The organism is Paraglaciecola algarum (assembly GCF_021532655.1).
Classification (GTDB): Bacteria; Pseudomonadota; Gammaproteobacteria; order Enterobacterales; family Alteromonadaceae; genus Paraglaciecola; species Paraglaciecola algarum.
This window is the reverse complement of record NZ_JAKGAS010000012.1, coordinates 17,984-40,506: the sequence shown is the minus strand read 5'-3', so window position 1 is coordinate 40,506 and position 22,523 is coordinate 17,984. Positions and strand designations below refer to the sequence as shown.

Annotated in this window: 21 protein-coding genes; 17 read left to right on the top strand and 4 right to left on the bottom strand. The window is 37.4% G+C overall.

Translation table 11 applies throughout. The features are described 5' to 3' along the window. Window positions 1–31 precede the first annotated feature (31 nt). The gene (locus L0668_RS17450; RefSeq protein ID WP_235314013.1) at window positions 32–304 is read right to left on the bottom strand and encodes an RNA recognition motif domain-containing protein; all 273 of its coding nucleotides are present in this window, start codon (window positions 302–304) and stop codon (window positions 32–34) included. A 206-nt stretch (window positions 305–510) separates the two neighbouring features. Here L0668_RS17450 and L0668_RS17445 point away from each other — a divergent pair, with 206 nt between their 5' ends. From L0668_RS17445 to L0668_RS17425, 5 genes are all read left to right on the top strand, one after another. Next, window positions 511–2,178 (top strand): ABC transporter ATP-binding protein, encoded by a 1,668-nt coding sequence (locus L0668_RS17445; protein WP_235314012.1) that lies wholly within the window; start codon window positions 511–513, stop codon window positions 2,176–2,178. 12 nt (window positions 2,179–2,190) lie between these two features. Further along, window positions 2,191–2,457: an HPr-rel-A system PqqD family peptide chaperone gene (locus L0668_RS17440; RefSeq protein ID WP_235314011.1), complete on the top strand. Its 267-nt coding sequence runs from the start codon at window positions 2,191–2,193 to the stop codon at window positions 2,455–2,457. A gap of 22 nt (window positions 2,458–2,479) precedes the next feature. Beyond that, entirely contained in the window at window positions 2,480–2,917 is a 438-nt protein-coding gene (locus L0668_RS17435) for a lasso peptide biosynthesis B2 protein (protein ID WP_235314010.1), read from the top strand. Window positions 2,918–3,815: 898 nt separating this feature from the next. Beyond that, on the top strand, window positions 3,816–3,974 hold the full coding sequence (locus tag L0668_RS17430) for a hypothetical protein (RefSeq protein ID WP_235314009.1): 159 nt from the start codon (window positions 3,816–3,818) through the stop codon (window positions 3,972–3,974). A gap of 135 nt (window positions 3,975–4,109) precedes the next feature. Further along, on the top strand, window positions 4,110–5,504 hold the full coding sequence (locus L0668_RS17425; protein ID WP_235314008.1) for an O-antigen ligase family protein: 1,395 nt from the start codon (window positions 4,110–4,112) through the stop codon (window positions 5,502–5,504). Between the two features lie 9 nt (window positions 5,505–5,513). Here L0668_RS17425 and L0668_RS17420 read toward each other — a convergent pair whose 3' ends face one another. Both L0668_RS17420 and L0668_RS17415 read right to left on the bottom strand, forming a co-directional pair. Further along, window positions 5,514–6,191, bottom strand: coding sequence for a hypothetical protein (locus L0668_RS17420; protein ID WP_235314007.1), 678 nt, complete (start codon window positions 6,189–6,191; stop codon window positions 5,514–5,516). Between the two features lies 1 nt (window position 6,192). Beyond that, window positions 6,193–6,720 (bottom strand): hypothetical protein, encoded by a 528-nt coding sequence (locus L0668_RS17415; protein WP_235314006.1) that lies wholly within the window; start codon window positions 6,718–6,720, stop codon window positions 6,193–6,195. Between the two features lie 879 nt (window positions 6,721–7,599). Here L0668_RS17415 and L0668_RS17410 point away from each other — a divergent pair. Together L0668_RS17410 and L0668_RS17405 are read left to right on the top strand one after the other, a co-directional pair. Then, window positions 7,600–7,854: a type II toxin-antitoxin system Phd/YefM family antitoxin gene (locus L0668_RS17410; RefSeq protein WP_235314005.1), complete on the top strand. Its 255-nt coding sequence runs from the start codon at window positions 7,600–7,602 to the stop codon at window positions 7,852–7,854. After that, complete coding sequence (locus L0668_RS17405; RefSeq protein ID WP_235314004.1) at window positions 7,851–8,105, top strand: Txe/YoeB family addiction module toxin; 255 nt, start codon at window positions 7,851–7,853, stop codon at window positions 8,103–8,105. Before L0668_RS17410 ends, L0668_RS17405 begins: the two co-directional genes overlap by 4 nt. 1,149 nt (window positions 8,106–9,254) lie before the next feature. On the opposite strand, the gene L0668_RS17400 is transcribed toward L0668_RS17405, so the two are convergent. Then, window positions 9,255–11,165 carry an asparagine synthase-related protein gene (locus L0668_RS17400; protein WP_235314003.1) on the bottom strand — a complete coding sequence of 637 codons (1,911 nt, stop codon included), beginning with the start codon at window positions 11,163–11,165 and terminating at the stop codon, window positions 9,255–9,257. Between the two features lie 318 nt (window positions 11,166–11,483). Here L0668_RS17400 and L0668_RS17395 point away from each other — a divergent pair, with 318 nt between their 5' ends. From L0668_RS17395 to L0668_RS17350, 10 genes are all read left to right on the top strand, one after another. Beyond that, window positions 11,484–12,083: a PEP-CTERM sorting domain-containing protein gene (locus L0668_RS17395; RefSeq protein ID WP_235314002.1), complete on the top strand. Its 600-nt coding sequence runs from the start codon at window positions 11,484–11,486 to the stop codon at window positions 12,081–12,083. 12 nt (window positions 12,084–12,095) lie between these two features. Beyond that, entirely contained in the window at window positions 12,096–12,251 is a 156-nt protein-coding gene (locus L0668_RS17390) for a lasso RiPP family leader peptide-containing protein (RefSeq protein ID WP_235314001.1), read from the top strand. A 700-nt stretch (window positions 12,252–12,951) separates the two neighbouring features. Next, the gene (locus L0668_RS17385; RefSeq protein WP_235314000.1) at window positions 12,952–14,043 is read left to right on the top strand and encodes a phosphoenolpyruvate carboxykinase (ATP); all 1,092 of its coding nucleotides are present in this window, start codon (window positions 12,952–12,954) and stop codon (window positions 14,041–14,043) included. A 62-nt stretch (window positions 14,044–14,105) separates the two neighbouring features. Beyond that, on the top strand, window positions 14,106–15,509 hold the full coding sequence (locus tag L0668_RS17380; RefSeq protein ID WP_235313999.1) for an undecaprenyl-phosphate glucose phosphotransferase: 1,404 nt from the start codon (window positions 14,106–14,108) through the stop codon (window positions 15,507–15,509). A gap of 137 nt (window positions 15,510–15,646) precedes the next feature. Further along, a complete protein-coding gene (locus L0668_RS17375) occupies window positions 15,647–16,819 on the top strand; it encodes a glycosyltransferase (RefSeq protein WP_235313998.1) in 1,173 nt (390 codons plus the stop codon). Between the two features lie 137 nt (window positions 16,820–16,956). Beyond that, window positions 16,957–18,078, top strand: coding sequence for a glycosyltransferase family 4 protein (locus L0668_RS20950; RefSeq protein WP_235313997.1), 1,122 nt, complete (start codon window positions 16,957–16,959; stop codon window positions 18,076–18,078). Continuing rightward, a complete protein-coding gene (locus L0668_RS17365) occupies window positions 18,075–19,163 on the top strand; it encodes a glycosyltransferase family 4 protein (protein WP_235313996.1) in 1,089 nt (362 codons plus the stop codon). Before L0668_RS20950 ends, L0668_RS17365 begins: the two co-directional genes overlap by 4 nt. Then, entirely contained in the window at window positions 19,160–20,563 is a 1,404-nt protein-coding gene (locus L0668_RS17360) for a hypothetical protein (RefSeq protein ID WP_235313995.1), read from the top strand. Before L0668_RS17365 ends, L0668_RS17360 begins: the two co-directional genes overlap by 4 nt. After that, the gene (locus L0668_RS17355; RefSeq protein WP_235313994.1) at window positions 20,560–21,441 is read left to right on the top strand and encodes a sulfotransferase family protein; all 882 of its coding nucleotides are present in this window, start codon (window positions 20,560–20,562) and stop codon (window positions 21,439–21,441) included. Before L0668_RS17360 ends, L0668_RS17355 begins: the two co-directional genes overlap by 4 nt. After that, complete coding sequence (locus tag L0668_RS17350; RefSeq protein ID WP_235313993.1) at window positions 21,441–22,523, top strand: glycosyltransferase family 4 protein; 1,083 nt, start codon at window positions 21,441–21,443, stop codon at window positions 22,521–22,523. Before L0668_RS17355 ends, L0668_RS17350 begins: the two co-directional genes overlap by 1 nt.

The window sequence follows — 22,523 nt, the reverse complement described above, 5'->3', positions numbered from 1 at the left end:
AATCTCGATCAAATATTCACTATGCCACTTTTTATTTAGAATTGTCTTGAGAAGCATCAACGGCCTTGTCTACCGCATATTTCACTCTAATCTTGTTAGCCCCTAACATAGTGTCATTCAAAGACTTAACCGCCGCTTTAGCATCACCTGGCTTAGGCATTTCCACAAAACCAAACCCTTTAGACAAACCGTTATGTTTCTCTTTAACTATGTCGCAAGATTGAACCTTACCAAATTTTTCAAACGCTTCAGTTAACTCTTGCTCAGTAGTTTCTCTATCTAAATTTCTAATCAATATTTTCATAGCATTCCAACTTGTTACTTACTTAATCGCTGCATAATAACAGAAATATACTCCACAACTCGTACAACAATCTATGAGCTAATTATATTTAGCTTAAAAACAGCCCCTAGTAACAAGCTAACCAACTTTATTAGCGTTTACATATCAGTTAAACTGCCACTACTGGAAACTTAGCCAATCGTGTAACAAACGGATTTATAAAGTAGATGTTTGACAGGCTCAGATTTGAATATGGCATAAAGGTATTTAACGAACACAAGTTTACCTTTAGTTATGTAGTATTTTTAATGTTATGCGAAACCGGCGTAAGTTTGAGCATCCCTTACTTTGCTGGAAAATACTCAGAATATTTCATTGCAAACCCAACTATCATTAATGACTCACATATCACGATTTTAGTATTGTGGTGTGCACTGTTTGCTTTTCATTCCTTACTCAGATTTTTATCTACCTACAATGTGTCGCTAATAGGCGCACGTTTAATGGCTGAGTTAAGTTGCCGTTTATATGACCATATTCAGGCGTTACCCGTACAGTTTTTTAAAGAAAACAAACGAGGAGACGTGTTATCCATGTTAAGCACCGACTTAGCTGTGATCAGCTTTTTTGCGTCTAGCGTGCTAACAAACTTAATTCCTAATATATTAGTCTTGTTAGGCGCATCGTTTATGATGTTCAAGATTGAACCAACCATTGCCCTGCTTGTAGTATTTATTATCCCATTAATATTTATAGTACTTAAAATTGTCGGCAAGGGAGTACAACCCATATCCAGAGCACTGATGCAACGACAGGCCGACTCAATAGCCTTAGCCAGTGAAAACATTGGCGCAATTTCTTTAATCAAAGCCTTCAACCAAGAAAATGCACAATCAGATAAATTTAAGCATCACACCTCCGAAATTTTAGAACTCAGGCGCAAACAGCTAAAACTCCAAGCAATTATGTCACCATTGGTGCAATTTTTATCATCCCTAGGGGTGTTGGTTATTGTGCTATTTTGTTTTACGCGTTTTCAAGAAGGTCGCCTACTGATCCCAGACTTAGTTAGCCTGATGTTATATGGATTAGTATTTACTAGGCCCCTGTCATCGTTGGCAGGATTATACGGTCAAGTTCAACATGTAATAGGTGCTTCAGACAGATTATTGAAATTTTATCACTTAGAATCCGAGACCGATTCAAGCTCTAAAAAACGCCTAGATATTACCACCGCAGATATAAAATTTGAGCAAGTATGTTTTGCCTACAAAGATAAACCGCCCGTATTTGAATCGTTATCTTTTACCCTAGCCAACAAAAAAATCATGCTGTTATATGGCGAGAATGGCGGAGGTAAAACCACCCTAATGCAATTACTGATGAAGTTTAATCAGCCCACCTCAGGGCGAATCACAATAGGTGGCGTAGACATCGCCAATGTAAACAACTCATCGGTAAGAGATAAAATAGGCTTGGTTTCTCAAGACGTATTATTAGTCAATGGCAGCATCACCCAAAACATTACTTATGGTGTAGTAAACCCCAGTAGCCAAAAAATGCTCCAAGCCTGCCAAGCCTCAGGAGCCGACCAGTTTATCCAAGAACTTCCCTTAGGATACGAGACTCAAGTGGGTGAAGGCGGCGTGTTACTCTCGGGTGGGCAAAAACAACGGATATCATTGGCCAGAGCTTTATTACTCGAGCCGAAAATCTTGTTGCTCGACGAACCCACGTCAATGTTAGACGAAGTATCAAAACAAAACATTAAAGACAAATTTACAGACTTATTTAGCCAATATACTGTCATAATTATTTCACATGACCCTACACTATATGACGTAGCCGATCTGGTATATAAGTTAGAAAACAAAAAACTCATACGCGAAAAATAAAGGACTAAATACATGAATATCAAATTAAACGACGGATTATTAATTCAAAAAGTGGTAGACGAAGTAGTAATTCTAGAACCTGAAACCGGTGACTATTATACTCTTAACGAAACAGGGGCTTTAATGTTAGAAGGCTTGCAACAAGGTAAAGATATAACAGAAATCGCCCAAGACCTCAGCCGAAAGTTTAGTGTTGATAACCAAGAAATTAAACAAGATCTATATCAATTATTAACTGAACTAGAGAAAAATGGCTTAGCTCATAACCAAGATGCTTAATATCCTTAAACAGATATGGGACATGCCAGCAAAAAATAAAAAAATACTATTCAGAGCCTGGTATCTTTTTATTTATTGGGACCTACTCATTTCCTATGTTCCATATAAACTCTGGAAAAACAAACTGTTTAAAAGCAAGCATACATTCTCAGATGTAGCGCTAACTGATGTGTTAATCATTACTAGGCTAATTGAAAAAGTCGCCCGTAACCATTTTGTTAGCATCAACTGTTTACGCAGATGCACAGTACAAAAACATATATTAGATAGTTTAGGGTATCCCACTCAATTAGTCTTTGGCGTAAAAAAACAACAAGACAATCTAGAAGCCCACTGTTGGCTAACCTTTAAAAACCAGATCATCAATGACTCACTAGAAGAAACTAGTACCTACGTACCACTTGTAAACAAAGATTCTGAACATAAAAACGTACTGAAAAATTTAAAAAACAGAAGATAGCGGCTAGATTCTAGATTCTAGATTCTAGTAAAAGATAAAGAAATTTCACCACAGAGGGCACAGAGAACACAGAGGAAAAACAAAGATAATTTTGCTTAAGAACAGATATCTTAACTAGTTATTTCTCAGTGGTAAAAAGTTTTTTAAATAGCAGTCGATAGTAGATAGATTCTAGATTCTAGTAAAAGATAAAAGCAAAAGAAATTTAACCACAGAGGGCACAGAGAACACTGAGGTAAAACTTAAAAAATTAGTGATGATGAGTTTTGAATCTTAACAATCCTTTGGCTTTTCTCTGTGCAGCGCAGCCTCTGTGTTCTCTGTGGTAAATAGCTTTTAAAATAGCAGTGGATAGAGACTAGATTCTAGTTTCTAGCTACTGCCTACACCATTCATTGTTTTTCTCTGTGCAGCGCTCTGTGAACTCTGTGGTGAATCGCTTTTGCATTGGCTTTTTTTTATGTACTGCTCTTCTCTGCCCCACTCAGCTTCTTCTATTTTTATTCAGGGAAATGAGCCTGCAACCAACTGTAAATCGATATGGCATAAAGTAAATCAACTAAGGGGTAAGTCCGGTTTAGCTATTGTCTGTTTTTTTTACAACAACTAGAATTAAAACAATTACAAATAAGATATTTCAATTATAAAACAGCAACTTACTTGTTTGGCTCATTTATTGCTTTTTCTTAAGTTGCAGTCAAGTATGCCAAGTTCTAATAACGCATATTTGAGTCAAATTTACACTTGCCAAAACCATTTTTAAGTTTTTCTTTAACATTAAGAAGGAATACTTCTTTTATGTTTTGCAAGCGTTTGTTAAATAATAAAAAAGAAAACGTCAATTATAGAATATGCATGATTGTTAAAGGCTGCATAAACGAAATAAAGGATATATACCATGATAAAAAATATATTAAATAAAGCACTACCGGTTGCAGCTGTTACAGCTGTTACAGCAGCGCTAATCTTCAGTTTTAGCGCACTTGGTGCTGCGAAATGTAATTTGAATGCAGCTCCTGGGAGTAGTGCGTTTGAGGCATGTGCCACAGGTAGCTAATTGACTAGAATATTATAATGCACTAAAAAATGCGTTATTCGTTGTTTGGAATAGCGCATTTTTATTACTTGTATATTTTCACACCTATATTAAGAGTCCACTTATCCAAGAACTGCATTAAGGTCAATAAAATAGATGACTCTAACTAAACAAGATTTATCTCCACAAAAATCTCACTACACTTTATTTTTGTTTTTTTTCTTCTATCTGTTATTTATTTTGCCTTTGCCTCTGGGAAGTAATCGGCCTTCGGCTTGGAGTATTGGCCAAATTTTTGTTTATTGTCTGTTATTATTTTATGTGGGATTTAATTGGCATCAAGCTAAAAAAACAATTATTCAAAATTGGTTTCCAATAGGTATTTTTGTAATCGTCATTGGTTGGATGGCATTTCAATATATCGCTATTCCGCTAGATTGGTTAAAAATATTATCGCCACATTCAGCTGCAGCATACCAAAAATTAGGCCTAGAATCGGGCAGCATCACGTTAGACAAAGACGAGACGATAAACTCACTGCTTAAATTGAGCGGGTACTTATGTGTATTTTTGCTTGGTCTGTGTTTGTTAAACACGCCAAAGCGTGTCCAGCTAACGTTATTGTTTATGGTATTCGCAGGCACATTCAATGCTTTTTATGGGGTATTTGAAATATTATCAGGACAAGATGTTAGCTTTGTTTATGCTATGAAAAACGATTTAAGGGCCGATGGCACCTTTGTTTCTCATAATCATTTTGCCAACTTTCTTACATTATGTTTGAGTGCCGGTGTGGGGTATTTCATTACCACCCTGACTCAGCGTACATTTTCTTCAAAAAAAGCCTATTGGCAATCTTGGGTTTATTCGTTACTCGAAACCAAAACAGTGGTTAGGCTGTGTCTGGTGATTATGGTAATAGCCTTAGTCATGTCCCACTCTAGAATGGGTAACACTGCCTTTTTTTCAAGCTTCTTAGGTGTGTCACTGTTATATATGTTTATTGGCAAACAAGTGCCCAAAGGTTTAAAAGTACTGGTGATTAGTATGTTAATTATCGATACGTTTATAGTGAGTGCTTGGTTTGGGCTTGAAAAACTAACAACTAGATTAACAAGCACCAGCCTTGAGGCTGAAAGTAGAGATGAAGTAGTACTAGATGCACTACCGATAGTAATGGACTACCCTTTTACCGGTAGTGGCGCCGGTAGTTTTCAAACTATATTTGCAAGCTACAAATCCGAGAGGGTCGGTGGTTTTTATGATCATGCACACAACGATTATTTGCAATTTACCATTGAATATGGAATTCCCATTACCTTACTCTTGGGTATATTGATGCTATATATGATTACTTTGTCAATAAAACTTATATATGCTGCCAGTGATAAACTGGTTGTAGGCGGGGCGGCAGCAGCGTTAATGGCAACATCTGGAATGTTAATCCACATGAGCGTTAGTTTTCCATTATTACCCCCGGCAAACGCAAGTTATTTTGTACTATTTTTAGCAATCATTTGTAGCTTACGAACCTGCTTTAAAAACAGTTAAATGCGCTAACTAGGTACATTTTAATTTTTTGCTGGCGGATTTATTGTCTTTAATCCATGAGCAAAATTCATTGCGTGCACTGTCATCCTTGTTTATATCTTGCATAATAGTCTGCATACTCTTTGGATGTGTTATCCCAAAAATCAAATGATGCAAAAAAATTGATTTTAACGTTGAAGATAGAGGGTAATCCTTAATAATTACTTCAGCGCCTAGTTGCACCAGCTCAATATGAGTAATTGGATCATGTTGACCATAATGATTAGCGTTTACTAAGTAACTCACATATTCCTCATCTACTTCTTGTAAATCCCTCTTAACCCTTGCCAGCGAGGCCCAGATAATAGATTCGGTGGGATTAATTTTTAACTCATTCAAATAATTGAGCTTAGCTTGTCGATAATATTCCTGAGCTTTACCCACGTCACTCTGATTATCAGCTAACTCTCGATAGAGATGACCCAATAATGCAGGATGAAATATAGTTTTTTTATCAAACAATTGGCTATAAGTCAGTTTTTCAATAGCGAGTGAAATGAATGTATCAGTGTTTTCACCATCACTTTCTTGTGACTGTGCCCAAAAGGCTCTGGCGTCTATTTCTCGCTTTGCATTATCCAATTGTTCCAACGAGACTTTCACAAGAAAAAGCAGAATAAATACAGGTATAAACCAAAAAAACTTCATATTATGCGCCCTGCTTTTCCTTGAATGATAACAATATTATGGCAAGGGCAAAACTCAAAAGCATGGTTAGCACAAAAACTAGACTCACTCGACGGTAGTCAGTCGCCCAGCTTATAAGGGGCTCAATTTTCTGGCCATCAAATACCTTGTTAAGGTCCTTATTTTTTAAAAGGGCTGATCGTAAAATTTGTTTCCAAATATTATGTTTTATAACATGTAGCTTAAATTGAAGTGTATCGTTTACTTGGTGGATAGTTAGTCGCTGTGTTAACTTTACGAGTAATTCCTTACGCTTATCCTGTAGAGCTAATTTATCAATTTCTACCATTTCTTTTTCGGTTGATGTAAGGGATAAGGCTAAATCAACTTTTTTCAAATTTAAGGATTCTATTTCTTTTTGAAAAAGATTGTCGTTTAGCACCAAATAAAAATCATCTTGTTTATCTGGCAGAGAAACAGCACTGTTATTCAACGAAGCAGATAAATAATAGGACGGCACAAAAGTCATATAAATCAAAGTACTTAACATGGCTATTGTAATTGCCAATGGTATCAGTTTCACGTATTTCATAAGATACCCATGTAATCAAAATATTTTTTAAATGCCTACCGCATATTTTACCCGACCCAACTAAAACTGTATAGACAAAAGCGATTAGCGGAAATTAACTTCTATTGCTAACCTCTAAAATTATTTTCTGTGTGTAGCATAACGATTTTTAAACTCTATGGTAAATAGCTCTTAGTCTTTAATAACCAAAAGATACTGAACCACGGAGGACACAGAGTTCACGGAGGAAAAACAAAGATAATTTTGGTTAAGAATAGATATCTTAACTAGTTATTTTTCTGTGGTGAAAAGTTTTTTTAAATAGCAGTCGATAGTAGATAGATTCTAGTTGCTAGTAAAAGATAAAAGCAAAAGAAATTTAACCACAGAGGGCACAGAGAACACAAAGGTCACGGAGGAAAAACAAAGATAATTATGGTTAAGAATAGATATCTTAACTAGTTATTTCTCAGTGGTAAAAAGCCTTTTAAACAAACAGTGGATAGTAGATAGAGACTAGTTGCTAGACTCTAGTTTCTAGCTTCTGCCTACACCACCGATTGTTTTTCTCTGTGCAGCGCAGCCTCTGTGTTCTCTGTGGTGAAAAGCCTTTAAAACAAACAGTGGATAGTAGATAGATGCTAGTTTCTAGCTACTGTCTTAACAATCTGCTGCTTTCCTCTGTGTAGCGCAGCCTCTGTGTTCTCTGTGGTGAATCGCTTTTGCATTGGCTTTTTCTATGTACTGCCCTGCTCTTCTCTGCCCCTATCTGCATATCCAATAGGTATATCACACCAACTTGCGTACCTATTTTTGTACAAGTATAATAATTAAGTACTAAATAGAGAGGTTATTGAAATGGATACCATGAGTTATTCAGCTTTTAGAACAAACTTGGCGGGCACGCTAGACAAAGTCAATGATGATCATAAACCTATGATTATTACGCGACAAAATGGACGTCCAGCCGTTGTTATGAGTTTGGAAGACTTTCAAGCTTATGAAGAAACCGCATATTTAATGGCAAGCCCTAAAAATGCTGAAAGACTTAACTTAGCGATCACCCAAATCGAGACAGGGAAAGCCGTCGAAAGAGAGTTGATAGAAGAATGATCCTATCTTGGGCCGAAATGGCGTGGGAAGATTATTTGTACTGGCAACAAACGGACAAAAAAATAAGCAAACGAATCAATCGTTTAATTAAGGAAATTAAACGACAACCGTTTCAAGGTATTGGTGACCCAGAACCACTAAAACATAATTGGTCTGGATATTGGTCACGTCGAATTGATAGAGAACATAGACTTGTTTATAAAGTCACCGACACAGCCTTAATAATTGCACAATGCAGATATCATTACTAACAACAAACGATAGTGTTAGAAAGTTTAATATAAAGAATTTTGAACCATAGAGAACACAAAGGTCACGGAGGAAAGATATAGAAAAGATGATTATAGGATTTACACAATCACTTCATCATTCTGCTGGATTTCTACTAACAACATGCAGTAATGACAAAATTTAATGTCCTAAAAAAACCTGTAGCTTTTAGTCTTAACCATCCCTTGGTTTTTCTCTGTGTAGCGCAGCGTTCTGTGACCTCTGTGGTGAATATCTTTTAGTCTTTAACAACCAAAAGATATTGAACCACGGAGGACACTGAGAACACTGAGGTAAAACTTAAAAAATTAGTGATGATGAGTTTTGAATCTTAACAATCCTTTGGCTTTTCTCTGTGCAGCGCAGCGCTCTGTGTTCTCTGTGGTGAAAAGCTCTTAGTCTTTAACAACCAAAAGATACTGAACCACGGAGGACACTGAGAACACTGAGGTAAAACTTAAAAAATTAGTGATGATAAGTTTTTGAATCTTAACAATCTGCTGCTTTTCTCTGTGCAGCGCAGCCTCTGTGTACTCTGTGGTGAAAAGCTTTTGTGCTCTGTCATTCCGGTGTTTCCTATTAACAACATGCGGTAATAACAAAATTTAATGTCCTAAAAAAACCTGTAGCTTTGAATCTTAACCACCCATTGTTTTTCTCTGTGTAGCGCAGCCTCTGTGTACTCTGTGGTGAAAAGCTTTTGTGCTCTGTCATTCCGGTGTGCTTTTTAGCCGGAATCGGTTTATTTTCAGCTACTGCCTTAACCATCCCTTGGTTTTTCTCTGTGTAGCGCAGCGCTCTGTGAACTCTGTGGTGAATCGCTTTTAAAATAGCAGTGGATAGACTAGATGCTAGTTTCTAGTTTCTAGATTCTAGATGCTAGTTTCTAGCTACTGCCTTAACCATCCCTTGGTTTTTCTCTGTGCAGCGCAGCCTCTGTGTACTCTGTGGTGAAAAGCTTTTGTGCTCTGTCATTCCGGTGTGCTTTTTAGCCGGAATCGGTTTATTTTCAGCTACTGCCTTAACCATCCCTTGTTTTTCTCTGTGTAGCTCAGCCTCTGTGAACTCTGTGGTGAATCGCTTTTGCTTTGGCCTTTGCTGTGTCTGCGCCTATCTGCGCTGCTCTACTTTTATTCAGGGAAATGAGCCTGCAACCAACTGTAAGTCAAAATCGCGTACAACAAATCCACATGCACAGGTCGCTCAGGACTTGCAACCACAGTATCAAATTCAGCTAACAAAATAGACGGATTCACCAACCCCATATCCGCGAGTCTTTCATCTTGAAGAATATCGCGGATCTCACTAGCATTTTCACGCACCAAATTACCAAAATGCTGATCAAAGGTTGTTTTCTTTACGTTCCAACACACACTTTTAGGTAATTCATTTTGCATACTATAGCGCAGTAACCACTTAGGATAGGCACCTTGGATCAACTGTTTTACCGGCAAAGCAAAAGACAACTCAGCCACTTTAGTATCAAAAAATGGATGTCTAACTCTAATTCGCTGATTTCGAGATAATTTATCGTAAGAATGCAAAGCATTATAGGTAGAAGTTGTTTTTAGGCTGATATAGCGATTATAACCAACAGGATCTTGGTCTAGGTTAAATGGATTATCAATTGCGCTAGCGGTTTCAGCTAGCTCTTTGCCTTTATCAGTTAGCCAGTCAGGAGTAGCAAAACTCTGCTTTAATTGACTCGCCCTGCCCAATAAAGTAAATAACACATCAGGCAATAAGGGTTTCACAAACAAATTTATCGATGTCCTTAACCTAGGCATACCTAATTTAGGACAAGCTTTGAGTACTTCAGGCACCACACTCAAGTCACCTTGCTTAAACCTTTGGGTATAAGCCAAACTGTGCCCCCAGCACATTTCATCGCCACCATTGCCAGACAAAAGCACATTAGCCCCAGCTTGTTTAACCAAAGCCAATTCACGCACATACCTTGGAGATAAAACAGTACCAGGGCTTTGAATATCAGTTGGATACAAACTTAAAAAATCCCTATCCTGCCCCTTATCCACTGTCATTTTGATACTGTTTTCAATCTTTAAAAAACCTAACATATCATCAACTAATTGTTGTTCATCACAATCTGTTGATTGACTGTAAATATGAGATAAAGGCAATACTTGCTTATTAATGTTTTTAGCATGTTTATTTGCTAAAGCAGTAATACTAGTAGAATCCATGCCACCGCTCATTTGTGACACAAGCTGGTTATTCTCAGTTTGCATCGCATTTTGCACACTAGCGCTCAAGGTCTCGAAAAAACAAGCGGCATAATCATCTTGAGAATTACATCTGACTTTATTTTCGGGATCAATATCCCAAAACTTAATAAGATTGACCTGCAAAGATAGGTCGATTTCGACTCTGTACCCAATGGGTAACACCTGAATTTTATTAAACAAAGATACCGCAGGATTAGGAAAACCGCTTAACCAAGAGGCCAAACCCGCTTGGCTAACGGTAATAGGTGTAGCCAAAATGTCACGGATTAAACTGATGTCATATGAAATCACCAAACCATGAGGCAACTCAGCCCAATAAATAGGTGTCGGATTTAGTGGGCTTTTAGCAACATGCAGTGATTGGCTGGCAGAATGCCAACCATATAAATAAAAGTGTTGTTCAAACTTTGCAAAGCAATCTCCAGCAAACTCATCAAAATCAGCACCAACTTTGTGAGCAACAAGCGCCACATCGGTGCATATTTTACCCGCACCACTTTTCGAAGGTGTAACAGTTTGATTTGAATACTCACCTAACAGAATGTTTTTACTAGATTTTTTTAATTCAGCCAAAGGTGAAATATTAACCGGCTCAGAAATTGCAGCTTGTAATTTATCTAAGTGACAGTTTGAAAACAAAATAACTTGTTGGGTCTGGGCAACAACCAAGCTATCGAGTTTAGCGTAATGTTTAAGCGCACATTGACTAACAAAGTCCAAGGTCTTACGCGTGTCTTCATTTGTATCGTAAATGTTACATTTTTGTGAACATTCGCGTGAAATGTATATAAACATTACTTTTCTCAATTTTTTGATATAAAATCTGTTCCAGATCAATCATATAAGTTTTGTAAAATGACAACAAGATGTACGCACAATTACCTGTGTGGTTAATAACTAACTTGTATGTCAGAACTTTTTACAGTTTTAGTGATAAACAACCCATATTTATCTCAAAAATAAATATGCACTAAATTTTAAAATTTAAGTGGTTGTTATATAACAATAATAAAATAATGGAATAGTACTTGCTTTATTTTTGGTAAGTAAATATTAAACAAAGAACTATGCTAAATAACTAGCTAGCTCATTTTAAACTTTCGGAGAATGGATATGAAAAAACTATTAGCGATTGGACTTCTTTCCTTGTTTATAGGTGGCCAAGCACAGGCTGGGTTTATCAAATCAGTTACTGGTGCAGATATGGCAGGCATTGAAGTAACAGTCACATATGATGATGCCACTACAGACAGCGCTATTTGGGGAGCAACATTCCCAGAAGAAGGTGCAGCCAACGGTGCAGATTGGGGATTATATGAGCAAGGCGACACAATAGGTGGCGACAATGGTCAGTTTCTGTATGGTGTTTGGACTTTCACTCGTTCTACAAACGCTATCAAAAATATTGCCTCATTATTTATAGACACCTCTACAACTAACATTGTTTTTGATACTGAGTTTTTTGATGTGTCAGCCAATGGTTCTGGCGCAGGTCGTGAATTTACTTATGACGATAAAGCTCATGATCCAGTAACAGCTTTGTTTTCTGGTTTATATATGGACGAGCTTTACACAGGTTTAACCATATCTGGCCCAGGTTTAGTTGATGGTTTTCAATTCATGATCGACACAGACGAAGTACCAGCACCAACAACATTATCAATCATGTTACTAGCTCTTGGTGGGTTAGTAGCACGTCGTTTAAAGGCTTAAGGAGATATAGCAATGACTGATTTTAATAAACAAACCAGCGAAAAACGTGAATATCAAAAGCCTGAACTAACCAAAGTAGGTAGTTTAGCTGAGTTGACTCAAGGTTTTGCAGGTAGCGTACCTGACGAAAACGGCGGACATACTAAGCGTAACCCTTTCCAAGGTTAAGCAATAAAATATCAATAATAATTAAAGCCCGCATCAGCGGGCTTTTTTATGTGTCAAAATTTTTTACAGCAAAAATATATTGCACCACAGAGTCCACGAAGTAAAAACAGTTTCTAGTAAAAGATAAAAGCAAAAGAAATTTAACCACGGAGGACACTGAGAACACTGAGGTAAAACTTAAAAAATTAGTGATGATGAGTTTTTTAATCTTAACCACCCATTGCTTTTCTCTGTGCAGCGCAGCCTCTGTGTTCTCTGTGGTAAATAGCTTTTGCATTGGCCTTTGCTCTGTCATTCCGGTGTTTCCTATTAACAACATGCGGTAATGAAAAAATTTGCTGCCCTAAATACCCTGTAGCTTTTAATCTTAACAATCCACTGCTTTTCTCTGTGCAGCGCAGCCTCTGTGAACTCAGTGGTAAATAGCTTTTGTGCTCTGTCATTCCTGTGATTCCTGCTAACAACATGCGGTAATGAAAAAATTTGTTGCCCTAAATACCCTGTAGCTTTTAATCTTAACAATCCATTGCTTTTCTCTGTGTAGCGCAGCCTCTGTGTTCTCTGTGGTGAATAGCTCTTAGTCTTTTAGCTCTTTTACCTAACCTTGCCACTTGTGGCTTTCCTCAACCCCAAATAAATGGTCTAATACACACATTAAGGATCATATTTAACAGCACAAACTCAAGGCTAAAAGCAGTTCATGGACAGCCAGAAAAACACTCAAACTTTACTCAATACACCTTTGCATGGCGTCCAGCTACAAAACCCTAACCTAGCTATTAGCCAAACCCAGAGTCATACCCAGTTTCAACTTGATATAAGCATTCATCAAACTCAAGCGCCCAAGCCTAACAGCCAAGCCATCTGGACCCTAAAAGATCAAGGCGAACGCTACACCACACTCATGGAGCTATACAAAACCGACAAAGGCATAGTATTAAATATTGAATGTGAAGGCAGAGGCACATTCACTTTTACGCCCAACCACATTGACGTCAATTGGCAACAACAAGGCACCCAATTCGAACATTATTTTCAAAGTGTTGGTATTGCCTGCTGGTTAGAGTTACAACATATTCCGTGTATTCATGCCAACACAGTCACCCTAGGCGATGAAGCTTATTTAATTATTGCCCCAAGCCGCACCGGTAAATCAACCCTAACCACAGCATTATTAAACCATGGGTTTAAATTAATGACAGACGACATGGTGGCAATTTATCCACAAGACTCCAAACAATACATAGTTTATCCAAGCTGGCCAAAAATACGTTTATGGCCAGACAGCGTCGACGCATTACTTGGCCCAGATCTTGAATCAGAAAACTCAACAAAGTCTGAAAAAAGATTAACACAGCAATCTAACTTGGCACGTTCCACAGAAGTAGCGCCAAACAAGCCTTCACCCGCTTTAAAAAATAAACTCGCTACCTCTGAACGCGCACCAGTGCACCAAAAGTTTGCAAAATCTGAAATAAAAATAGACACACAGGATATATGGGAGCAATCGCCCAAAAAGTTAAAAGCGATTTATTTTTTAGAGCGACAAGAGCAACCAAACCAGTTAGTCAAGATTAACAAACTAACAGCAAGCACTAGCTTAATGATGTTATTGCAAAACAGTATATTGGCCAATGCATACACAGGCCTTGGGTTAGAGACAGAAAGGCTTAAAAAACTAGCAGAAATGGTTAACATATTACCCGTATACAAGATGGAGTACCAAACTGGATTAAAAAATTTAGCACAAATAAATACCGAACTAAAAAAACATATACAAGAGTTGTCATAATAATTTCAACAACTTCAAATATTGTATACAATGCAAATCCAAACGCTTAACAGGAAGTAGAGATGAGCGAGCAAGGTGGCTTTGTCCGCAACAACATAAATCAATTTGCCTTTGTTTATCGCATGATTGATATTCTATTGATTCAAATATGCTTAGCAGTTACTAGCTTATTGTACATAGGTAAATACGACTCCAAGTATTTTGTCCTAGCCCTTATAGCCAACCTCAGTTATTTATTTTTTGCCGAGCTATTCGCTTTATATCGCTCATGGCGAGCTGGCACCCTAAAAGAAATGTTGTTTTATGTGTTAACCAGCTGGGCCCTTACCCTATTCCCAGTATTTTTGTTTTTATTCTTTACCAAAGAATCAGAATACTTTTCTCGGGTAGTACTTGGCTTATGGGTAGTCTCAACCTTTTTCCTGTTATGCCTATGGCGAACCATATTTCGTGCCGTATTGTTTTCAATGCGCAAAAAGGGCTTCAACACTCGCTCAATAGGTATTATAGGCTTAACCGAACGGGGTTTAGCCTTAGCCAAAGAAATTGAGCACCACCCAGAAACAGGTTACAAACTCACAGCTGTTTTTGACGAACGTAGCTGCGACAGGCTCGACCCCAAATACCAAAGTTATTATCAAGGTGCCATGGCAGAAGCGGTGCAAATGGCCCAAGAAAACAAAATAGAAATTCTATTTATTGCCCTGCCTATGTCAGCCAATGTGCGAATCGACAAAGTATTAAAAATACTTGGCGACACCACAGTAGACGTACACCTAATTCCAGACATGTTTACCTTTAATTTGTTACACGCCCGAATGGGCCACGTAGGCGAAATGCAAACCATAAGCGTATACGACAGCCCCATGAAAGGCGGCAGCTCAGCACTTAAACGCATTGAAGACATAGTACTGGCATCTATCATACTCAGCATTATTGCCATCCCCATGCTACTTATCGCCTTAGCCATAAAATTCACGTCTAAAGGGCCAGTAATATTTAAACAAGACAGATACGGTATGGACGGCAAAAAAATTAAAATTTGGAAGTTCCGCTCCATGACCACAATGGACAATGGTGATGTAGTCAAACAAGCCACCCAAGGAGACGCCCGCATCACCCCACTCGGTGCGTTCTTACGTCGTACATCCTTAGACGAACTGCCGCAATTTTTTAACGTATTACAGGGCAATATGTCAGTAGTGGGGCCTAGGCCCCATGCGGTATCTCACAACGAGTTATATCGTAAAAAAATCACCTACTACATGTTACGCCACAAAATGAAGCCGGGTATAACCGGCTGGGCCCAAGTAAGCGGCTGGCGTGGCGAAACCGATACCGACGAAAAAATGGAAATGCGTATTAAATACGACTTACATTACATACGTAACTGGTCACTTTGGTTCGATTTTAAAATAGTGATTTTCACTATTTTCAAAGGTTTTGTGGGTAAGCATGTTTATTAATGTAAATACCTTTGTAAATTAATTCAGGCACTATCTCGTTTCTTTTATAAGTACAAAAAAATGCCTTTGGAGATTAATAAGATAGTGATGATCTTATGTGTTCTAAATAAACAAAATAACAATGATTTGGATTGAAAATGAGCTATGACATAAGCGAACTTGATGTAGGTATTGTACATGATTGGCTTCCTCTTTTAGGTGGAGCTGAGAAAGTCGTTCAACAGTTTGTAAGCGCTTTTCCAGAAAGTGAAATTTATACTTTATTTAACTTTTTGAGTGAGGAAGACACGGCCTTTTTAAACGCTAAAAAAATCAATGTTAGCAAATTAAATAAACTGCCCTTTGTTGAACGTTATTATAGAAACATGTTGCTTATGTGCACCCGTCATATAGAACAATTTGACGTTTCCAAACATGATATCGTTTTAAGCTCATCTGCCGCCTTAGCTAAAGGGGTCTTAACAAGTGTCGATCAGCCTCATATATCTTATATACATAGTCCTGCTCGTTATGCGTGGGATCTGAGTCATGAATATATAAATGATATACAAGGCCGGTTTACATTTTTAAAAAGAGAAATTGCGAAAGAACTTATATACAGATTTAGAGCTTGGGATGCCCGCAGTATCAATACCGTAGATACAATTTTAGCTAACTCTAACTTTATCCAACGTCGTATTTATAAAGTATATAAACGTAAATCAAAAGTTATCTATCCCCCAGTTAATATTGATAAATTTAGTTTAAATACAGACACCAGAGAAAACTATTATGTAACGGCTTCCCGATTAGTTGCCTACAAAAAAATAGACTTAATAGTAAAAGCTTTCACAAAAAAAACGGATCAAAAACTTGTAGTGATAGGAGACGGTCCAGAGTTAGCTAATTTAAAAAGAATTGCTACCCCCAATATCGAGTTTGTCGGTTATCAAGAACTAGACGACATGATAAAAATCATACAACTAGCTAAAGCATTTGTATTTGCCGCATTTGAAGATTTTGGAATTTTACCAGTAGAAGCGCAAGCTTGCGGTACTCCAGTTATTTGTTATGGATTTGGCGGTACATCAGAGACAGTAAAACCATTAGGTCAATCAGAAAATCCCACTGGAGTATGGTTCTTAAAACAAGATCCAGAACATATCTTAGAAGCCGTTGAAAAATTTGAGCAGAATATAGATAAATTTTCGGAAACTGAATGCCGAAAAAATGCTGAGTATTTTAGTAATGAAAGGTTTCGTAATGAAATTACAGACTTTATTGGCAATGGAATGGAGAATGGTTTCGACTCAGGTAGCCCTGTACTTTGAACTATTAAAGAAAACTAAAAATTTAAAGATTGGATTGAATTTTGAAAATAAAAGGTATTTTACAAACAGCCACTCAAAATCAATTCAAAGTTAACTTACGCTTAGTGTTAACAATATTATTATCGGAGTAAATAGCGGTGACTAGTTTTAATTTAGTGCTAAATGGACGTTTTCTTCTGCAAAACATAACCGGCGTTCAAAGGGTTGAACGAGAAATTCTTGTGGCACTCGATCAACTAGCGCTAAAAGGAATCATAAAAGCACCAGAGGTATTGCTCCCAGAAAAAGGCGATATAGTTGCCATGCCTGAATTACAGGCAATAAAGTTAACGCGAAAAGGTAAATTAACAGGACATTTATGGGAACAGCTTGAACTCCCTAAATACTGCAAAAATAAAACCTTATGGTGCCTAGGAAATACCTCACCTATATTGAGTTTATTATCCTCAAGCACTCGTGTGATCACTATGATCCATGATCTTTCCTACAAGTATTTTCCTTCAGCATACAGTTGGAAGTTCAAGGCTGTATATTCAAGCCTGATCCCAATTGAAATAGCTAAAAGTGATGCAATAGTAACCGTTTCTGATGCAGAGAAACGAGCCATGTCACAGCATTATCCTAAATTAGCAAACTCCTCACGTTTCCATATGGCACAAAACGGCGGAATTCCAGATGATGCAGCGCATAAAGCACAAAAAGAGCAACTGCCTTCACTTATAGATAGAAAATACGGTATCTATGTTGGCTCGCTAAGTAAGCGTAAAAATGCAGAGGGTGTATTAAAAGCCGCTATCGAATTTTTGAAAACTTATCCTGATATGAATTTTGTAGTCATTGGTGCCAGTTCAGGAGTATTTGATTCATTTGATATAGAAATACCAAACGAAATCAAACCAAGATTAGAAATGCGAGGCCAAATAAACGATCCGCAAAAAATCTATGACGCCTTTTCTCATGCTCGTTTTTTATTGTTCCCATCATTTTATGAAGCAAGCCCGTTACCACCTATAGAAGCCATGACATTTGGATGCCCAGTTATTGTTTCAAACATACCAAGTTTGACAGAACGTTGTGCAGATGCAGCCCTATATTGCGACCCCCATGATTTTGCAAGTATCAATAACAGTATCGACACGTTAATGAATTCAAACGAACTGTGGGATAAATTATCAACAGCAGGACGAAAAAAAGCGGCTGAATATTCGTGGTGCAGACAAACCGAAACATTACTGAAACTGAGTAAGTTTGATTCATGAAAAAAACTAAACTCAGGATCATTCACGAAACTAACCCCCAAAAATATTTCCCAGTTTTATATGAACTGGCAAAAACGGGGCAAGTCGAGTTAACTGGCTCTCATCGCTATAGTGTATGTAAAGAATGGCTGCGAGCTTGGTTACGTGATCGCACTTCGTTTAAACAACGTAACCAAAACGCACTTAAAGATTTTTTATTTCGTTTACGTATACCTTTTGTCAAAAATGAAACCATTGTGCTTGGGTTTGCGCCATGGGATTGGCGATTATTGATTTATCGCCATCTAGCCAAACATAATAAAATTGTATACCACACCTCATGGCATGACTGGCGCTTAGATAAGACCCCACGCCAACCTAAACTCAATGGGGTTAAATCTTATATGCAAAAACAGTGGCATAGGTTTGTCAATCATCCAAATGTCAGAGTAGTTGCTGTAACACCTGTTGTTGCCAAAACAGTACAACAAGAGACTGGTGTTATAGCCACAGTCATACCTCATGCTGTACCCGATGTGTTTTTTACTGCGGGTAAAAATCGTAACCACCGGCCAAACGGTACTTTAAAGTTACTTTACGTAGGTGAAATTTCTGAGAAAAAAGGCATTAAAGTACTAATAGAGCTAATGACACAACTTACCGACAAGGACGTAAATCTAACAGTGGTTGGTAATGGCCCATTAGCCAATTTAGTTGAAAACGGGCCTACAAATATTCATTACCTAGGGCCAATATTCGATCGAGAAAAACTTGCTAAAATAATGGCCCAACATGATGTATTAATGCTTTTGTCACAAAAGACAAAAAATTGGGAAGAGCTTTTTGGAATAGTCATTGTAGAAGCTATTGCTGCAGGTTGTGCCGTTATAGCATCTGACCATATAGGCCCCCGAGAGATCTTTAATAAAAAAACAAATACAGGGTTATATAACCAATCAGCTCATTCAGAGGTATATGCTGCATTAAACAATATGCAGCAGGATAGAACAAAAATTCAAGAGCTGAGAGAAGCACAAAATGTTGCTTCTCAATTTTCAATGTTGACGTTAAAAACTATGTGGCAAAAGGCAATTGAACAACCATGAATAAATTTGCATTTTTAATACGATGTTTTGCTTTTATTATCCTAATTGGGATTTTTGTTATAGCGCCGTTTTCCTATACTTGGAAATTAGCATTGATACTTGCTCAGTCTTTTTTGCTTGCTTCTATATTATTATTTATAGCAATGATTCTCGACAATCGCCGCGGCGGCATCTCATATATGTTCGAATTTTTTATGCTGTTTTTTATTGCTCTGCCGGCAACCATGCAAATATCAAATAATACTTTTCCTTGGTTTGCAGTATTACAACCAACCTACATTTGTTGGGCTTTTAGCTTATTAGCCCTTTCACAAATGGCATATCAAATGGGGGCTGCATTCCAAGAATTTAAAAATAGCAACACAATCAGCAGAGCTTCAAGCTTACAGCTAAGCCCTAAAGATTCCCTATTTTATTCTAAATGGGCTTGGTCACTAGCTATTGTAGCAATACTATTTGCTATTATTGCGGGCCCTTCAAATCTACTAGTTGCACGAATTGAAACGGTGGGGAAATCATTTGAAGGGCTAACTCTGCAGTTCATGTTTATGTGCCGTTCATTAAGCCTACTGGCTATGGTAATGCTGTTATTTCTTATTAAATTTACCCATAACCCTAAATTACGAAAACAAAATTTTTATGCCGTTTTTCTATTTTTATTACCCTTCATGGCAATTAACTATTTACCTGCATTACCGAGATTTATACTATTCGGTATTTTTCTAGCACTCAGTACTTCATTCGTAAATTATTTCAGGCCAAAAAACAAAGCAATGGTTGCATTTGCTTCTATTGCTATTTTATTTGTTGTTTTTCCTACCATTAAATCACTTGGGAGAGGAGAACTAAACCTAACTGGTGCGATGCAACGTACAGATACATCTTCAATTACGAGTTATTTATTACGCGTCGACTTTGATGCGTTTATGCAAATAGTGTCAACGGTGCAGTATTTTGTACAAAATGTAGATCCCATACGTTACGGACAAAATTTTATTGGAGTGGCTTTATTTTTTATACCCCGTGGTATTTGGGCAGGCAAACCCATAGATACAGGAGAGATAGTTTCTACTGGTTTAGGTTACCAATACACGAATGTATCCAGCCCCTTACCAGCAGAAGCATTAATGGGTTTTGGTATTATTGGCCCTGTAATTATTTTTTTCTTACTAGCTTTTTATATTTCAAAAATAGAATGGCAAGTAAAACCTCATAAAAATGCGATCCCCGTCGCCTCTTCATTTTTTATCTACGCCATATTTATGGGGTTTATTGTAATCATAATGCGTGGCGCACTAAATGGCGTCGCACCACAATTTGCAACAGCTTTTTTAGCTTTTTTTGTGATGCAATTTATTAAAAACCAAAAGTTTGTTTCTAAAAAGAGGCCCAAAAGATGATCGATTTTATTATTCTTGGTGCACAAAAAGCGGCCACTTCAGCTTTACAAGCAAGTTTACGTCAACATCCATCTATTTTTATGCCTGTGGGTGAAAGTCCTTTTTTTGAAGATCCAGATTATCAAAGCGCCCCTTGGAAAAGTTTTGCAAGCACTGCAGCCAAACAAACCATAAAGGGAATTAAACGACCTGACTATTTATGTTCAGATCAAGCACGTGACAGAATTAAAGTAGCTTTACCTAACTGTAAATTTATCATCGTTTTAAGAGAGCCTATCAGTCGAACTATATCGAGTTATTGTTATATGGTACGCCATGCTCACCTCCCCCCTCTGCCACTTAACATTGGGCTTGCGAACTGTATAGAAGACTTTAAAAATGGGAAAAACAATCGCGCTTCTTCTGTCATTACCTATGGACTTTACGGACTACATATCACCAAGTGGATGAAAATATATGATCCTGAAAATTTTTTAATTCTGTCTCAAGATGAAGTAGCAAAAGATCTGAATGGAGCATTACAAAAATGTTTAACACACCTTGGTGTATCTAAAGATAAGCAAGGTGAAATTCCTATTGCTAAAGGAGAAAGCAATATAGGGTTATACGACCCACAAATGCTCAAAATTGCACATTTAGCCAGCAAAATAAAAACGCGTCCTATCCCTAACACTGAAAGGCGTATTCCTCGATTTATTTTGTTAAGAATAATTGGGGTATTGATGAGTAAATATGCTGAAAAGAGAGCAAAGAAAAAAGGCCAAAATCGAGAAGTTATGTCAGATGACATAAAAAATAATCTTGAAGCACTGTATTCAGAAGATGCAAAGCTTTTATCCTCAATTGTCACAACAACAGAATTTAATTGGCTAAAATAATGCGCAAAAAATCAAAGACATTACAGCAAGTATTTGCTTGGCCAAAACAAAAAAACCGCGCGCGAAATCCTTTTCAATATTTTTTATACAAAGCAATTGCAAAAGTATCAACAGCTAGAGTGACAGAATTTTCACCTCAAAATATTTTATTAGCTGGCAACCCAGACGTGATTCATATTCACTGGCCTGATGCGTTTTTAGCTGCAGGTAAAGGGTTTAGGTTCTGGCCACGCTATTTTCTATTACGAATAGTGTTTGCTATGGCCTCAATAAAAAATGTACCAATTATTTGGACAGCACATAATTTCCGTAGAGACGGACAACGCAACTCCGAACGTTTAGCTCGTTATTTTTGGCCTTGGTTTCTTAAAAGCATCGACGGCATCATATTTATGACTGAAGCATCAAAAAATAGTGCTTTAGCAGCAGAGTCACAGTTACAACACAAAGCTTATGCGGTTATTCCTCATGGCCATTACAAAGAACTAACTAACCCCGTTAAACTGTCTAATACCTTAAGCAGCGAGCAACCAGAAATATTATTTTTTGGCTCAATAACCCCCTATAAAAATGCCTATAAATTACTGCAGGCATTTTTACAACTTCCCGCTAACAAAATAAAACTTAGCTTTAAGGGTAAAATGAGCTTAACTGAGCCTGATAAAAAGCTTCAGCAACTTTTAGCTAATTTGCCTGAAGATAGACATCAAGATATCCAATTCGATAATAGATTTTTAGATGACGATGAATTGATTGCCGCGATTCAACAAACTGATTTAGTGGTATTCCCTTATTCAGATGTTTTAAATTCTGGCGCGGCTTTGTTTGCTTTGTCGGTAGGTAGGCCCATTTTAGCCAGTGACACTCCGCTATTCCGTGAGTTACAACAACAAGTGGGTAAAGATTGGATCCTACTTATTAATAACGAGCTTGATGCTTCACAATTATCTTTAGCAGTGAAACATGCCCAGTCTCTTAAAAATACAGGTGCCACACCAGACTTAGCACTATTCGAATGGGATCTAATTGCACAGCAGAGTATTCAATTTTACCAAGAAGTTTTAGCTAAAAGAGCAAAATAA

Excerpts from the sequence above, each read along its gene's own strand:
- L0668_RS17445 (WP_235314012.1), top strand. The coding sequence starts at position 511 with ATGTTTGACAGGCTCAGATTTGAATATGGCATAAAGGTATTTAACGAA.
- L0668_RS17365 (WP_235313996.1), top strand. The coding sequence starts at position 18,075 with ATGAAAAAAACTAAACTCAGGATCATTCACGAAACTAACCCCCAAAAA.
- L0668_RS17425 (WP_235314008.1), top strand. The coding sequence starts at position 4,110 with ATGACTCTAACTAAACAAGATTTATCTCCACAAAAATCTCACTACACT.
- L0668_RS17440 (WP_235314011.1), top strand. The coding sequence starts at position 2,191 with ATGAATATCAAATTAAACGACGGATTATTAATTCAAAAAGTGGTAGAC.
- L0668_RS17430 (WP_235314009.1), top strand. The coding sequence starts at position 3,816 with ATGATAAAAAATATATTAAATAAAGCACTACCGGTTGCAGCTGTTACA.
- L0668_RS17380 (WP_235313999.1), top strand. The coding sequence starts at position 14,106 with ATGAGCGAGCAAGGTGGCTTTGTCCGCAACAACATAAATCAATTTGCC.
- L0668_RS17405 (WP_235314004.1), top strand. The coding sequence starts at position 7,851 with ATGATCCTATCTTGGGCCGAAATGGCGTGGGAAGATTATTTGTACTGG.
- L0668_RS17360 (WP_235313995.1), top strand. The coding sequence starts at position 19,160 with ATGAATAAATTTGCATTTTTAATACGATGTTTTGCTTTTATTATCCTA.
- L0668_RS17385 (WP_235314000.1), top strand. The coding sequence starts at position 12,952 with ATGGACAGCCAGAAAAACACTCAAACTTTACTCAATACACCTTTGCAT.
- L0668_RS17450 (WP_235314013.1), bottom strand. The coding sequence starts at position 304 with ATGAAAATATTGATTAGAAATTTAGATAGAGAAACTACTGAGCAAGAG.
- L0668_RS17420 (WP_235314007.1), bottom strand. The coding sequence starts at position 6,191 with ATGAAGTTTTTTTGGTTTATACCTGTATTTATTCTGCTTTTTCTTGTG.
- L0668_RS17375 (WP_235313998.1), top strand. The coding sequence starts at position 15,647 with ATGAGCTATGACATAAGCGAACTTGATGTAGGTATTGTACATGATTGG.
- L0668_RS17355 (WP_235313994.1), top strand. The coding sequence starts at position 20,560 with ATGATCGATTTTATTATTCTTGGTGCACAAAAAGCGGCCACTTCAGCT.
- L0668_RS17350 (WP_235313993.1), top strand. The coding sequence starts at position 21,441 with ATGCGCAAAAAATCAAAGACATTACAGCAAGTATTTGCTTGGCCAAAA.
- L0668_RS17435 (WP_235314010.1), top strand. The coding sequence starts at position 2,480 with ATGCCAGCAAAAAATAAAAAAATACTATTCAGAGCCTGGTATCTTTTT.
- L0668_RS17390 (WP_235314001.1), top strand. The coding sequence starts at position 12,096 with ATGACTGATTTTAATAAACAAACCAGCGAAAAACGTGAATATCAAAAG.
- L0668_RS17395 (WP_235314002.1), top strand. The coding sequence starts at position 11,484 with ATGAAAAAACTATTAGCGATTGGACTTCTTTCCTTGTTTATAGGTGGC.
- L0668_RS17410 (WP_235314005.1), top strand. The coding sequence starts at position 7,600 with ATGGATACCATGAGTTATTCAGCTTTTAGAACAAACTTGGCGGGCACG.
- L0668_RS17400 (WP_235314003.1), bottom strand. The coding sequence starts at position 11,165 with ATGTTTATATACATTTCACGCGAATGTTCACAAAAATGTAACATTTAC.
- L0668_RS17415 (WP_235314006.1), bottom strand. The coding sequence starts at position 6,720 with ATGTTAAGTACTTTGATTTATATGACTTTTGTGCCGTCCTATTATTTA.